A 12,464-nucleotide genomic window follows, 5' to 3' on the forward strand; every position below is an offset into this window, starting at 1 on the left:
TTCCCGAAATGTAACAATTCGTGTCAAACGTAAGTGTTTCTCCCGGTTGTTCGAGTAATACATTCAATTCATGATCCATATTGTTAGCGGCATCGGAGGTCATCATGCTGACAACTCTGCGGCGATGGATTCACTGGCTCGTACAAACGGACGGGATTGCGCCAACGGCTGAGGAAGCCGATACCTATGGCGCATGGCACGGGGACCACTGGCACAACCTGCTGTGTTCCCCTATGGACGCAAGGCACTACGTAATGGAAGACTGGAGCCTGCAGCCTGAGCCGCCGCAAGCGGGTACCCAGTAAGCGGTGCGCGTAGCGCATGTGGCCAGAAGACGGGCAAAAAAAAGCGCGGCTGAAATGGCCGCGCCGACAAAGGTTTGGAGATCTTTTTCGTCAACGAAAAAGTCTGCTTCGGAAAGCAGCGATTGAAGTATAGCCGGACCCACGTCTGACGATTAAGCATACGGCGCACAATCATCTGTTACGCCGAGCGCAATAATCAGCTCAGACCGATTTAAACCGTTTTCCGCAATCAATTGTTGTAGCGATCGCACAACGCTCGCGCGGTTGACAGTTTCACCCCCCTCCCGGGAAATCCGCTCAAAGCCTTTACCAGCAGGGCTTAAGACGAGCGAGATAATCATTTCCGATAGCGCAATACTTTATTGCGAAATTCGGAATACCCCCTCTCCGAGCACCCTCTCTACACTCTGCCTGTCTGGAAACCGACTGGCACGGATTAACTCGTACCACGCGAACTTTGCCTCTCGCTGCGCTTCGCATGGACGGTTTCCCAAACGGGGTTCAACGAAACCCACCTCTGTTCTCGGAGTTTACAAAGATGAAAAAGACTCTCATGGTCGCTGCCCTGACGGGCGTTTTTGCAACGGCTGCACACGCGCAAAGCAGCGTTACGCTGTACGGCCTGATCGACGCAGGCATCACCTACGCAAACAACGCCGGCGGCCACAGCCTCTGGAAGGCAACGAGCGGCACGGTCAACGGCAGCCGCTGGGGCCTGCGCGGCTCTGAAGATCTCGGTGGCGGTCTGCACGCGATCTTCACGTTGGAGAACGGCTTCAACATCATGAACGGCAACTCCGGCCAGTCGAGCCGCATGTTCGGCCGTCAAGCGTTTGTCGGTCTGGCAAGCGACCAGTACGGCGCCGTCACCCTCGGTCGTCAGTACGACTCCGTGGTTGACTACCTCGCACCGCTGTCGAACACCGGCACGCAATACGGCGGCACGATCGCTGCCCACCCGTTCGATAACGACAACCTGAACAACTCGATCCGTTTCAACAACACGGTCAAGTACTCGAGCGTCAACTACGCTGGCTTCAAGTTCGGCGGCACGTACTCGTTCTCGAACAGCACCGAATTCGCGAACAACCGCGCATACAGCGTCGGCGCATCGTACAACTGGGGCGGCCTGAACGTTGCGGCTGGCTACCTGCACCTGAACAACGACGTCAACAATCTGCAAAACCTCGCCAGCAACTCGGGCGCGCAAACGGGTGAGTGGACGTTCGCTGCAGGCCGCCAAAGCACGTTCGGCGGTGGCGTCAACTACACGTTCGGCCCGGCAACGGCTGGCTTCGTGTACACGCAAACGCAACTGGGCAACGCAACTGCCATCTCGAGCACGCAATCCGGCCGGTCCAGCAACTTTGGCCTGAACGGCAACAGCGCACGCTTCCAGAACTTCGAAGGCAATGTCCGTTACGCTCTGACCCCGGCCCTGAGCCTGGCTGGCGCGTACACGTACACCCGTGCGAACCTCGGCGGCGGCGAGAACCCGAACTACAACACGGTCGCACTGCAGTCGGACTACGCACTGTCGAAGCGCACCGACGTCTACCTGCAAGGCGATTGGCAGCACGTGTCGTCGAACCCTGGTGGTCTCGGCGCTTACCTGAACGGTCTGGGTTCGGCCTCGACCCGTCAAGACCAGGTCGCTGTGACGGTTGGTATGCGTCACCGCTTCTAAGCCGCACGCTGCTGGCCGCCTCGGCCAGCACTGCAGCAAAAAAGGCACCCTCGGGTGCCTTTTTTTAATTGTCGCTGCGAAAGTTGAATTCAGGCGCGCGGCGGCGGATAGCGCACGTCCAGGACGTCGATCGGCTCCGGCCCCGCCGGCGTGTACAGCGTGACCTGATCGCCGATCTTCGCCTTCAGGAGCGCCCGTGCGATAGGCGAAATCCAGCTCACGTGGCCGTGGTCGAGATCGACCTCGTCGATACCGACGATCGTGATCGTGTGTGCCTCGCCGTCTTCGGTGCCGTATTCGACGGTCGCCCCGAAGAACACCTGGTCCACGCTCTCCTGCCGGCTGCTATCGACGACTTCAGCCAGATCCAGCCGTTTTGTGAGGAAGCGGATGCGGCGGTCGATTTCGCGCAGCCTGCGCTTGCCGTAGATATAGTCGCCATTTTCGGAACGGTCGCCGTTCGATGCCGCCCACGAGACGAGCTTGACCACCTCGGGCCGCGCCTCGTCTATCAGGTGCAGCAACTCGCTGCGCATGCGCTCGTAGCCGGCGGGTGTAATGTAGTTCTTGGTGCCGGCGGGAATCTCGGGGTGACCGGCTTCGAGATCGTCGTCCTCGCTTTCGGTCGATTCTTTGACAAAGGCCTTGTTCATGATGGGATCTGCGGTACGTGTACTGATTCATTTGCAACTGCCAGCGTACACGAACCACGCCCCAAGACAAATCGCGATAAGGGTCTTCCCTTTTTTCGAACCCCTGCTATAATCTCACTTCTGCGTGCGGCTGTAGCTCAGTTGGATAGAGTACTTGGCTACGAACCAAGGGGTCGTGGGTTCGAATCCTGCCAGCCGCGCCACTTATTCGAAGTGTTCCCCGTTAATTTGATCTGGGAACAGTTTCAGGCAGTACAACGTTGTAAGTAGTATCGTTTTAGCGTGCGGCTGTAGCTCAGTTGGATAGAGTACTTGGCTACGAACCAAGGGGTCGTGGGTTCGAATCCTGCCAGCCGCGCCACCAATCGAAGGGCCTTTCCGAACGGAAAGGCCCTTTGTCTTTTCAGCTGCTGCAATTGCGGGCGCCGACCGCTTCTTGCGAGGCGAAACCCTAGCGCGGCGGCGTACCGATGTCGCCGATCTGCGCGTCGGGTCGCGGCAGGTCCTCCACGTCGCCAATCGCGCTGGGCTCCGCCACGGGCTCCATACCCATGCCCAGCAACGCCTGCGGCTGCCGCAGCATCTCCCCTACCGTCTCACCAAAGCGGCTTGCGACGAACGCCCGCAGCAGCGCCTCGCGCGTGGTTTCTCCGTGGGCCTTCACTGCACCCGATTCACCCTCGAACTCCGCCACACAGGTAGCCGGCTCGCCTTCGCGAAGCTCGACGCGCTTTGCGCGATCCAGCACCACGCCGGCCGCCTCCCACGAATCGGCCGGCATGAAGCGGCCATCCCATGGACGCCCACGATCGTTGCCGCGCACGGCGACTGTCTCGCCACTGTCGGTGAAATAGATTTCGCGCACGAAGTCCGGCAGACTGCGCGCCACCCAGTAATCGAGCGCAAGACCGGTCAGTTCAGCTACGTTCATGGCTAGTCCCTCGTTTGGGGTCGAAGGAAGATGGCGACGTGACCGCAAGCCCGGTCAGGCTGCCGCAGCGATGCGGCAATGAGATAACGGTAGATTACCGCGCAAGGCGCTCGGTGGGAGTGGTTCGTGCCACGCAACGGCACATCGTGATGCGGGGCGCGGAGCTACGCGCCCCGATCAATAATCCGCGCGCTCTCGCTCGATGCGCATGCCGCCGTCGTGGCGATGGTGCCCGTCGTCGCTCGAACGCTCGCGCGCAATGCGCATCACGTCCGGATTCGTGCGCACACGGCGCATGACGTTCGCGAGGTGCACGCGGTCGCTCACCTGGATCACGAAGCGCAACATGTTCGATTCCTGTGCCAGATCGTCGTCCATCGCGATGTGCACGATGTTGGCGTCCGCCGACGTGATGTCAGCCGCCACCCGGGCGAACACGCCCTTGGTGTTCTTCACGAGCACCTTCACCGCGACGTCGAACAGACGCCCCGGCTGCGGCGCCCACGCCACATCGATCCAGCGGCCCGGATCGCGCCGGTGGATGCGCTGTGCGACACGGCAGTCGGTCGTATGAATCGCCATACCTAGACCGATGCCGATGTAGCCCATGATGTCGTCGCCGGGGATCGGGCGGCAGCAAGCCGAAAGCTGCACCGACATGCCTTCGGTGCCCGTGATGACGACGGGCGGCGCCGGCGGCGCATTCGGGTCGCGCGGCGGATGGTGATGCTCGGCGTCGTCGGCGTCCTGGCCGCTCATCAGCACTTCGATGCGCTTGGCCATGACCGCCGCCACGCGCCGGCCAAGACCGATGTCGGCGAAAATTTCCTGGCGGTTCTTGTTGCCGGTCCACTGCACCAGCTTTTCCCACACTTCCGGCGTGACTTCCGAAAGCTGGTAGCCGTAACCCTTGAGCGCCTGATCGACAAGCCGCTCGCCGAGCTGCACCGACTCCGTGAGCCGCATCGTCTTCAGATAGTGCCGGATCGCCGAGCGCGCCTTGCCGGTGCGCACGAAGCCGAGCCACGCCGGATTCGGCTTGGAGTACGGCGCCGTGATCACCTCGACGATGTCGCCGCTCTTGAGTTCCGTACGCAGCGGCAGCAGCTCGTTGTTGATCTTCACGGCCACGCACTGGTTGCCGAGGTCGCTGTGGATCGAATATGCGAAGTCGAGCGCCGTGGCGCCGCGCGGCAGCGCCATGATCTTCGACTTCGGCGTGAACACGTACACGGCGTCCGGGAACAGGTCGATCTTGACGTGTTCGAGGAATTCGCTGGAGTCGCCCACTTCGCTCTGGATGTCGAGCAGCGACTTGAGCCACTGGTGCGCGCGCTTTTGCACGTCGTTGAGATCCGCGCCGCCGTTCTTGTAGAGCCAGTGCGCGGCCACGCCCGCTTCGGCGATCTCGTGCATCTTGCGCGTGCGGACCTGGAACTCGATGGGCGCGCCGAACGGCCCCACGAGCGTGGTGTGCAGGGACTGATAGCCGTTCACCTTGGGAATGGCGATGTAGTCTTTGAACTTGCCCGGCACCGGCTTGTAGAGCGCATGGAGCGCGCCGATGCAGGTGTAGCACTCGAGCGCCGATTCGACCACGACGCGAAAACCGTACACGTCTAGCACCTGCGAGAACGACAACTGCTTGTCGCGCATCTTCTTGTAGATGCTGAAGATGGTTTTCTCGCGGCCCGTGACTTCGGCGTCGAGCTTCGCGTCGGCAATGGCGCGCTGCACCGCTTCCAGAATCTTGCTCACCACTTCGCGGCGATTGCCGCGCGCGGCCTTCACCGCCTTTTCGAGCGTGGCGTAGCGATTCGGATTGAAGTTCGCGAAGCTCAGGTCCTGCAGCTCGCGATAGGTGTTGTTCAGGCCAAGACGGTGCGCGATGGGCGCGTAGATGTCGATGGTCTCGCGCGCCACGCGGCGGCGCTTTTCGGGCGGCACCGCGCCGAGCGTGCGCATGTTGTGCAGCCGGTCGGCGAGCTTCACCAGAATCACGCGCACGTCGCGCGCCATCGCGAGCAGCATCTTGCGGAAGTTTTCCGCCTGCGCTTCCTCGCGATTGCGAAACTCCATCTTGTCGAGTTTCGACAGGCCATCGACCAGTTCCGCGACCTTCGCGCCGAAGCGCTCGGCGAGTTCCGCCTTGGTCACGCCCTGGTCTTCCATCACGTCGTGCAGGAGCGCGGCCATGATGGACTGCGCGTCGAGCTTCCAGCCGGCGCAGATTTCCGCGACGGCGACGGGATGGGTGATATAGGGTTCGCCGCTCTGGCGATATTGCCCGAGGTGGGCTTCATCGCTGAAGTGGAACGCCGCCTTGACCTCCTTGATTTCCTCGGGGGTGAGGTAACCGGAGAGCGCGGCGGTCAGATTGGCGATGGAGACGACCCCGTGCTTGCGGGGCTGCTCCGGCGTCGCGGTCGGCCCGAACAGATGGCGAAACGACTGTTCGAGGACCGCGTCGATGTAATTGCGCGCAGGGCTCGCAGTCTCCGCTTCCTGGTCCACGTCGGTGGCCGGCGAGGGCGTGGTGCTCATGTTCCCCTCCGTATCAGGTTTGGCGTTGACGGTTAAGCCGGTTGATGCAACTGCGCGCGGTACGAACTACATGCCTGGCGAAATGCCTGCGAACGCGCCCTTAGACGGGCACCTTCTTCAGCATTTCGAGGCCGACCTGGCCAGCCGCGATCTCGCGCAGCGCGACAACGGTTGGCTTGTCGCGGCTTTCGATCTTCGGCGTGTGACCTTGTGCGAGCTGGCGAGCGCGATAAGTCGCGGCGAGCGCCAGTTCGAAGCGGTTCGGAATCTGTTTCAGACAGTCTTCGACGGTGATGCGGGCCATGTCGGGTTCCTTCTCATTCTCAGCAGATTCTTATTCTACCTTATGTGCCCGATGCGCCGGGCTGCGGGTGGTGGATACCGAGTTGCACGAAGAGCTCGGTATGCCGCGCGTATTGCGAAGCGAAGCGCAAGCGCGTGGCGCTCACGATATTGCGCAGCTCCTGCAACGCGCGATCGAAGTTCTCGTTGATCACGACATACTCCGATTCGCTCGCGTGCGCGATCTCGCTGCCCGCTGCCAGCAGGCGCCGCGTGATGACGTTCGGCTCGTCTTCGCCGCGCTTTTTCAGGCGGTCGGCGAGCGCTTCGAGCGACGGCGGCAGGATGAAAATTTCCACTGCGTTGCGGAACTGCTTCTTCACCTGCTGCGCGCCTTGCCAGTCGATTTCGAGCAGGACGTCATGGCCGATTTTCATCTGGTCTTCGATCCACACGCGCGACGTGGCGTAGTAGTTGCCATGCACTTCCGCGCTCTCGAGAAACTCGCCCGCGGCGTGGCGCGTGAGGAAGTCGTCGACGGTCGTGAAGTGGTAGTGCTCGCCGTCGCGCTCCTTCGAACGCGGCGCGCGCGTCGTGTACGAAACGGACAGGCGGATCGCGCTGTCTTCGGCGAGCAGCGCGTTCACGAGTGTCGACTTGCCCGCACCCGAAGGCGCCACCACCATGAAGAGGTTGCCGGGGTACATCCCCGCGTACGGATTGCGCTTCTTGTCGTGCTTCGCGTCCGCTTTGGCGGCGCTACTTTGGTCGGTCATGTTCGTTGCTCCCTTTATTCGAGATTCTGAACCTGCTCGCGCATCTGCTCGATGAGCAGCTTGAGCGTCATCGAAGCGTCTGCGAGTTCCTTCGCCGCCGCCTTCGAGCCGAGCGTGTTCGCTTCGCGGTTGAGCTCCTGCATCATGAAGTCGAGACGCTTGCCGACGCGGCCGCCCTTCTCGATCACGTGCCGCGTTTCGTTCAGGTGCGCCGTGAGGCGCGAGAGCTCTTCGGCGATGTCGATGCGAATGCCGTACATCGTCACTTCCTGGCGAATGCGCTCGGCAATCTCTTCGCGCGAAATATTGCCGATGCTGCCACCGTTGCCATTGCTGTCCGGCGCGGCGATGCCAAGCGCTTCCTGCAGACGCTCGACGATCTTCTGCTGGTGCTTCGCGATCAGCTCCGGCACGAGCGGCGTGATGCGCGCGACGATCGCCTCCATTTCGGTGACGTTCGCCAGCAGCATGTTGGCGAGCTGCGCGCCTTCGCGAGCGCGCACTTCGATCAGATCGGCGATAGCCTGCTTGCCGCAGCCGAGCACGGCGTCGCGCAGCACTTCGGCCGCCACGCCGCTTTCCGCCAGCACGCCGGGCCAGCGCAGGATTTCGCCCGTGCGCAGACGGCCCGACTCGGGAAACGCTTCGAGCACGGCGCGCTCGAGTCCGGCCAGCTGGTCGAGTGCGTCGCGGTTGAGCGCGCCCGCATTGGCGCCCTGCTCGCTCTTCTGAATGTTGATGCGGATGTCGACCTTGCCGCGCGAGAGCTTCGTCATCAGCATTTCGCGCAGCGTGGGCTCGCACACGCGCACGTCTTCGGGCATGCGGAAGTTCAGGTCGAGAAAGCGCGAATTCACCGTGCGAAATTCGACGGAGACACTGGCGCCGCCCGTGCCCGAAGCCGCAGCAAGCTCGCGCGTGGCGCTGGCATAGCCGGTCATGCTGTAAATCATGGTTCGTCTCGCGAAGGAAGCCGTGGCGTCGTGCGCAGGGCGCGCGAGTCACGGCGGGGAATCGAGGCGCCCGGCGTGTTGTCGCGAATGGACGAAAAGCGCGGGGCGGAGAAACCGTATTATCCCATTTTTGGGGGCGCGCCTTCGCAAGCACGGGCTGCACGCCTCGCCTCGCTCAGGCGGCCCCTTTTTCCCCTTCCAGGCGCCTTCCGGCCGCGTCCATCGCGAGGCGCGCTTAGGCGGTAAAATCATGGTTTCCCCTTCCCGCTCGTGCCCTCGCGCACCCTCACGATGACCCAATCCAACCAGCGCCCCTCCGGCCGCGCCGCCGACCAGCTTCGCGAAGTCCGCATCACCCGCAACTACACGAAGTACGCCGAAGGATCGGTCCTCGTCGAGTTCGGCGACACGAAGGTGCTGTGCACCGCGAGCGTGTCCGAAAGCGTGCCGCCGTTCCTGCGCGACAAGGGCCAGGGCTGGCTCACCGCCGAGTACGGCATGCTGCCGCGCGCCACGCACACGCGCAGCGACCGCGAGGCCGCGCGCGGCAAGCAAACGGGCCGCACGCAGGAAATCCAGCGCCTGATCGGCCGCGCCATGCGTTCCGTGTTCGACCTCGAGGCGCTCGGCGCACGCACCATCAACCTCGATTGCGACGTGCTGCAAGCCGATGGCGGCACGCGCACCGCGAGCATCACCGGCGCGTTCGTGGCGGCCCATGACGCCGTTTCGAAGCTGCTGGCCACCGGCCGCCTCGAACGCTCGCCGATCACCGACTACGTGGCCGCGATTTCGGTCGGCGTGTATGAAGGCGTGCCGGTGCTCGACCTCGACTATGACGAAGACTCGCAATGCGACACCGACATGAACGTCGTCATGACGGGCTCGGGCGGCATGGTCGAAGTCCAGGGCACGGCGGAAGGCGCGCCGTTCTCGCGCGATGAACTGAACGCGCTGCTCGATCTGGCGCAAAACGGCATCCGCTCGCTGATCGAAAAGCAGAAGGCGGCGCTGGAGAGTTCGCATGGCTGATCTACAGCCTGATTCAGCGGCTAAAACCGCGGCTCACGCGCTCTCGCGCGTCGTGCTCGCCTCGAACAACGCGGGCAAGCTGCGCGAGTTCGCGGCGCTGCTCGGCGCGGCCGGCATCGAGCTCGTGCCGCAAGGCGCGCTCAACGTGCCCGAAGCCGAGGAGCCGCATCCCACCTTCGTGGAAAACGCGCTGGCCAAGGCGCGCCACGCGGCGAAGCTCACGGGCCTGCCCGCGCTCGCCGACGACTCCGGCCTGTGCGTGCGCGCGCTGCGCGGCGCGCCGGGCGTGTATTCGGCGCGCTATGCGCAACTGGCGGGCGGCGAGAAGAGCGACGCGGCGAACAATGCGCTGCTTGTCGCGAACCTGAAAGATCACGCCGATCGCCGAGGCTATTACTACTGCGTACTCGCACTCGTGCGGCATGCCGACGATCCCGAGCCGCTCATCGCCGAAGGCCGCTGGCACGGCGAGGTGCTCGACGCGCCGCGCGGCGACAACGGTTTCGGCTACGACCCCTACTTCTACGTTCCGGAGCTGGAGGCCACGGCTGCCGAACTCGATCCGGCGCTCAAGAACGCGTCGAGCCATCGCGCAGTCGCCCTACGCCAACTGCTCGCGCGATTGCAGGAGGAAGCGTGAGCCAGCAGCATCGAATCGGCATCGACGTGGTCCAGTCGTTCACGATGCCCGGCAGCATTCGCCTCACTTCGCTGCCGCCGCTCGCGCTCTACGTGCATTTCCCGTGGTGCGTGCGCAAGTGCCCGTATTGCGATTTCAACTCGCATGAATGGAAGGGTGAGCGCTTCCCTGAAGACGATTACCTCGACGCGCTGCGCGCGGATCTCGAACAGGCGTTGCCGCTTGTCTGGGGCCGCCAGGTGCATACGGTGTTCATCGGCGGAGGGACGCCCAGCCTGCTTTCCGCGGCGGGTCTCGACCGGCTGCTTTCGGATGTGCGCGCCCTGCTGCCGCTCGACGCCGACGCCGAGATCACGCTCGAAGCGAATCCCGGCACGTTCGAAGCCGCGAAGTTCGCGCAGTTTCGCGCGAGTGGCGTGAACCGGCTCTCGGTGGGCATCCAGAGCTTCAACGAGGCGCATCTGAAGGCGCTCGGGCGTATTCACGACGCGGCGCAGGCGCGCCATGCGGTCGAAGTCGCGGCGAATACTTTCGACAACTTCAACCTCGACTTGATGTTCGCGCTGCCGCAGCAAACACTCGCCGAATGCCAGGCCGACATCGAGACGGCGCTCTCGTTCAAGCCGCCGCATCTGTCGCTGTATCACCTGACGCTCGAACCGAACACGCTGTTCGCGAAGTTCCCGCCCGCGCTGCCCGACGACGATCAGTCCGCCGACATGCAGGACTGGATTCACGAGCGCACATCGGGCGCAGGATACGGACGCTATGAAGTTTCGGCGTACGCCCAGCCGGATCGCCAGTGCCGGCATAACCTCAACTACTGGCGCTTCGGCGATTATCTCGGGATCGGCGCGGGCGCGCACACGAAGCTCTCGTTTCCGAATCGCATCGTGCGTCAGGCGCGCTACAAGCATCCGGCGACCTTTATCGAGCAGGCGCGCGCGGGCACACCGGTCCAGGAAGAGCACGAAGTGAACGCGCGCGACTTGCCGTTCGAGTTCATGCTCAATGCGCTGCGGCTCGTGGAAGGGTTTCCGGTGCATCGCTTCATCGAGCGTACGGGCCTGCCGATCACGACGATCGAACCGGCGCTGCAGGAAGCCGAGCGGCGCGGGCTCATCACGCGCGATTATGAAAAAATCGCGCCGACCGAACTGGGACAGCGCTTCCTGAACGACTTGCAGGCGCTGTTCCTGAAGGACCCGCAATAAGGTCGACCTGGATCGACTGGGCGAGTGCCGCCGCGCCTGTGTTTCGGGTTACAATGCGCGGCTCCGGAGGTGTGGCAGAGTGGTTGAATGCACCGGTCTTGAAAACCGGCGAAGGGGTAACCCTTCCGTGAGTTCGAATCTCACCGCCTCCGCCAATTCGTCAATCCCCACTGATTTGATTCTGTCCGAATCAGTCGCCAAAATCCCCGCCCGATAAGGCTCTCAGCCGAGATCAACGCAAGCAATCCGCCTGGATTCGTCGCCCCCTATTCGCCGTCAGTCCCAAATTTCTGGGGCATAGATCGGGAAGGAGCGATGCCAAAGGTTTTCAAGGATGCCAACGCCACGACCTGCAAGCGCACATCGGACATGAAAGCCGACTCGCGAGGGGCGTTTTTTTAATAGCCGTCAAGGTTTTGCTTCACAACCCCGGGGTGCGCCGAGGGTATACGCAATCATCCTCGGTGCGGCACCGCAGAATTCAACCCCGGTGGACCTCCAAACGCGCTGGGACTAACTGCCCGGTGTCGCACCCAACAACCCGAAGAGCTTATGGCCGAATGAACTTCGGCGCGACGGGCACGTATGTTTCCTTCTCGTGCATGGCCATTGCTCCACAGCGGCCATGCGTGAGAGTGAATGCAGAGGCGATGCGCTCACGAGTTCGGACCCAGCGGTTCAGATCAGAACTGGAAGCGTACAAACTGCCGGCGCGATCGGCAGTTCGAGCGTTGCTTTGTAAAAGACCGACACCCCCCGTCAACTCCGCGCCCGCAGACATGGCGCCTGTCTTTCTTCCGGCGAACAAACATGAAATCCGGTTTTGCATTCTACGTCGCCATATGTCTTGTGCTGGCCGCCCACGCCGACAGGTCAAGCGCGGACCAGCCGCAGAAACTCCACCTTGGCGCCAGCGCGCCGGACGAACCGAGCGACGAGGTGAAACAGATGCGTCTGAACTGGGCGCAACATGGGGCGCAGTTGGCCCTTGCTGATAAGGTTAGAGAGCGCGTGAGGTCGCATCTCAGGCCCCGCGATCCAGGCACGCCAGGCTACGCTGCGACTCTAATCGAAGTCCGCCTCGCAGACGATGGGAAAATCACAAGTGCGACGCTCTTGCGCAGCAGCGGTTATCCGGAATGGGATGAGAATGCAATGGCCGCGGTAAGAGCGGCTTCACCGCTCCCCCCCAATTTGCGAAAGTTCAGGATCACAGTCCAGGCCGATTGCCGTCCAGCACAACCCTGACGCTACGAGGGTCAACCTTTTGATTTCGCGCCAAAAGCAAGCGCTCGTGTCGGAGCACTACATCCGCCCGGCCGCCCTCCCGGACAAGCACAATGTGACGAGCCGCCACGAATTCACTGTTGTAACCGTCGCGCTCCGCACCGCCCCTTGGCATGGGTACGCTTGAAACAAGGACACTCTCTTGATATCGCGCCCTCAA

12 protein-coding genes and 3 tRNA genes are annotated in these 12,464 nt (G+C 62.6%); 9 read left to right on the forward strand and 6 right to left on the reverse strand.

Going from position 1 to position 12,464, the window contains the following annotated elements; translation table 11 throughout:
* Positions 1-104: 104 nt before the first annotated feature.
* Together FAZ97_RS10475 and FAZ97_RS10480 are read left to right on the forward strand one after the other, a co-directional pair.
* The gene (locus FAZ97_RS10475; RefSeq protein ID WP_158758373.1) at positions 105-305 is read left to right on the forward strand and encodes a hypothetical protein; all 201 of its coding nucleotides are present in this window, start codon (positions 105-107) and stop codon (positions 303-305) included.
* Between the two features lie 538 nt (positions 306-843).
* Positions 844-1,992, forward strand: coding sequence for a porin (locus FAZ97_RS10480; protein ID WP_158758374.1), 1,149 nt, complete (start codon positions 844-846; stop codon positions 1,990-1,992).
* An 89-nt stretch (positions 1,993-2,081) separates the two neighbouring features.
* Here FAZ97_RS10480 and greB read toward each other — a convergent pair whose 3' ends face one another.
* Positions 2,082-2,645, reverse strand: a complete 564-nt coding sequence (greB, locus tag FAZ97_RS10485; protein WP_158758375.1) for a transcription elongation factor GreB — start codon at positions 2,643-2,645, stop codon at positions 2,082-2,084.
* Positions 2,646-2,771: 126 nt separating this feature from the next.
* On the opposite strand from greB, the gene FAZ97_RS10490 reads away from it, so the two are divergent.
* Together FAZ97_RS10490 and FAZ97_RS10495 are read left to right on the forward strand one after the other, a co-directional pair.
* Positions 2,772-2,848 (forward strand) — tRNA-Arg (locus FAZ97_RS10490).
* An 81-nt stretch (positions 2,849-2,929) separates the two neighbouring features.
* Positions 2,930-3,006: transfer RNA gene (locus tag FAZ97_RS10495), tRNA-Arg, on the forward strand.
* Positions 3,007-3,096: 90 nt separating this feature from the next.
* Here FAZ97_RS10495 and FAZ97_RS10500 read toward each other — a convergent pair.
* From FAZ97_RS10500 to FAZ97_RS10520, 5 genes are all read right to left on the reverse strand, one after another.
* A complete protein-coding gene (locus FAZ97_RS10500) occupies positions 3,097-3,576 on the reverse strand; it encodes a phage protein NinX family protein (protein WP_158758376.1) in 480 nt (159 codons plus the stop codon).
* A gap of 177 nt (positions 3,577-3,753) precedes the next feature.
* Entirely contained in the window at positions 3,754-6,120 is a 2,367-nt protein-coding gene (locus tag FAZ97_RS10505; protein WP_158758377.1) for a RelA/SpoT family protein, read from the reverse strand.
* A 100-nt stretch (positions 6,121-6,220) separates the two neighbouring features.
* Positions 6,221-6,424 (reverse strand): DNA-directed RNA polymerase subunit omega, encoded by a 204-nt coding sequence (gene rpoZ, locus FAZ97_RS10510; protein ID WP_006400783.1) that lies wholly within the window; start codon positions 6,422-6,424, stop codon positions 6,221-6,223.
* A 40-nt stretch (positions 6,425-6,464) separates the two neighbouring features.
* Positions 6,465-7,178 carry a guanylate kinase gene (gene gmk, locus FAZ97_RS10515; protein WP_158758378.1) on the reverse strand — a complete coding sequence of 238 codons (714 nt, stop codon included), beginning with the start codon at positions 7,176-7,178 and terminating at the stop codon, positions 6,465-6,467.
* 14 nt (positions 7,179-7,192) lie between these two features.
* Positions 7,193-8,131 (reverse strand): YicC family protein, encoded by a 939-nt coding sequence (locus FAZ97_RS10520; protein ID WP_158758379.1) that lies wholly within the window; start codon positions 8,129-8,131, stop codon positions 7,193-7,195.
* A 291-nt stretch (positions 8,132-8,422) separates the two neighbouring features.
* On the opposite strand from FAZ97_RS10520, the gene rph reads away from it, so the two are divergent.
* The 5 genes from rph to FAZ97_RS35790 all read left to right on the forward strand — a co-directional run bounded on the left by rph (position 8,423) and on the right by FAZ97_RS35790 (position 12,265).
* On the forward strand, positions 8,423-9,163 hold the full coding sequence (gene rph, locus FAZ97_RS10525) for a ribonuclease PH (protein ID WP_158758380.1): 741 nt from the start codon (positions 8,423-8,425) through the stop codon (positions 9,161-9,163).
* Complete coding sequence (gene rdgB, locus FAZ97_RS10530; protein WP_158758381.1) at positions 9,156-9,803, forward strand: RdgB/HAM1 family non-canonical purine NTP pyrophosphatase; 648 nt, start codon at positions 9,156-9,158, stop codon at positions 9,801-9,803. Before rph ends, rdgB begins: the two co-directional genes overlap by 8 nt.
* 44 nt (positions 9,804-9,847) lie before the next feature.
* Positions 9,848-11,017, forward strand: coding sequence for a radical SAM family heme chaperone HemW (gene hemW / locus FAZ97_RS10535; protein ID WP_233271676.1), 1,170 nt, complete (start codon positions 9,848-9,850; stop codon positions 11,015-11,017).
* A 65-nt stretch (positions 11,018-11,082) separates the two neighbouring features.
* Positions 11,083-11,172, forward strand: a tRNA-Ser gene (locus FAZ97_RS10540).
* Positions 11,173-11,965: 793 nt separating this feature from the next.
* Entirely contained in the window at positions 11,966-12,265 is a 300-nt protein-coding gene (locus FAZ97_RS35790) for a TonB family protein (protein ID WP_407671809.1), read from the forward strand.
* Positions 12,266-12,464: the final 199 nt, after the last annotated feature.

Origin of the sequence: Paraburkholderia acidiphila, from assembly GCF_009789655.1 — a bacterium.
Classification (GTDB): Bacteria; Pseudomonadota; Gammaproteobacteria; order Burkholderiales; family Burkholderiaceae; genus Paraburkholderia; species Paraburkholderia acidiphila.

Bases quoted from the DNA above. Each gene is read 5' to 3' on its own strand.
- FAZ97_RS10480 (WP_158758374.1), top strand. From the start codon at position 844: ATGAAAAAGACTCTCATGGTCGCTGCCCTGACGGGCGTTTTTGCAACG.
- FAZ97_RS10505 (WP_158758377.1), bottom strand. From the start codon at position 6,120: ATGAGCACCACGCCCTCGCCGGCCACCGACGTGGACCAGGAAGCGGAG.
- FAZ97_RS10520 (WP_158758379.1), bottom strand. From the start codon at position 8,131: ATGATTTACAGCATGACCGGCTATGCCAGCGCCACGCGCGAGCTTGCT.
- FAZ97_RS10475 (WP_158758373.1), top strand. From the start codon at position 105: ATGCTGACAACTCTGCGGCGATGGATTCACTGGCTCGTACAAACGGAC.
- hemW (WP_233271676.1), top strand. From the start codon at position 9,848: ATGCCCGGCAGCATTCGCCTCACTTCGCTGCCGCCGCTCGCGCTCTAC.
- greB (WP_158758375.1), bottom strand. From the start codon at position 2,645: ATGAACAAGGCCTTTGTCAAAGAATCGACCGAAAGCGAGGACGACGAT.
- FAZ97_RS35790 (WP_407671809.1), top strand. From the start codon at position 11,966: ATGCGTCTGAACTGGGCGCAACATGGGGCGCAGTTGGCCCTTGCTGAT.
- FAZ97_RS10500 (WP_158758376.1), bottom strand. From the start codon at position 3,576: ATGAACGTAGCTGAACTGACCGGTCTTGCGCTCGATTACTGGGTGGCG.
- gmk (WP_158758378.1), bottom strand. From the start codon at position 7,178: ATGACCGACCAAAGTAGCGCCGCCAAAGCGGACGCGAAGCACGACAAG.
- rpoZ (WP_006400783.1), bottom strand. From the start codon at position 6,424: ATGGCCCGCATCACCGTCGAAGACTGTCTGAAACAGATTCCGAACCGC.
- rph (WP_158758380.1), top strand. From the start codon at position 8,423: ATGACCCAATCCAACCAGCGCCCCTCCGGCCGCGCCGCCGACCAGCTT.
- rdgB (WP_158758381.1), top strand. From the start codon at position 9,156: ATGGCTGATCTACAGCCTGATTCAGCGGCTAAAACCGCGGCTCACGCG.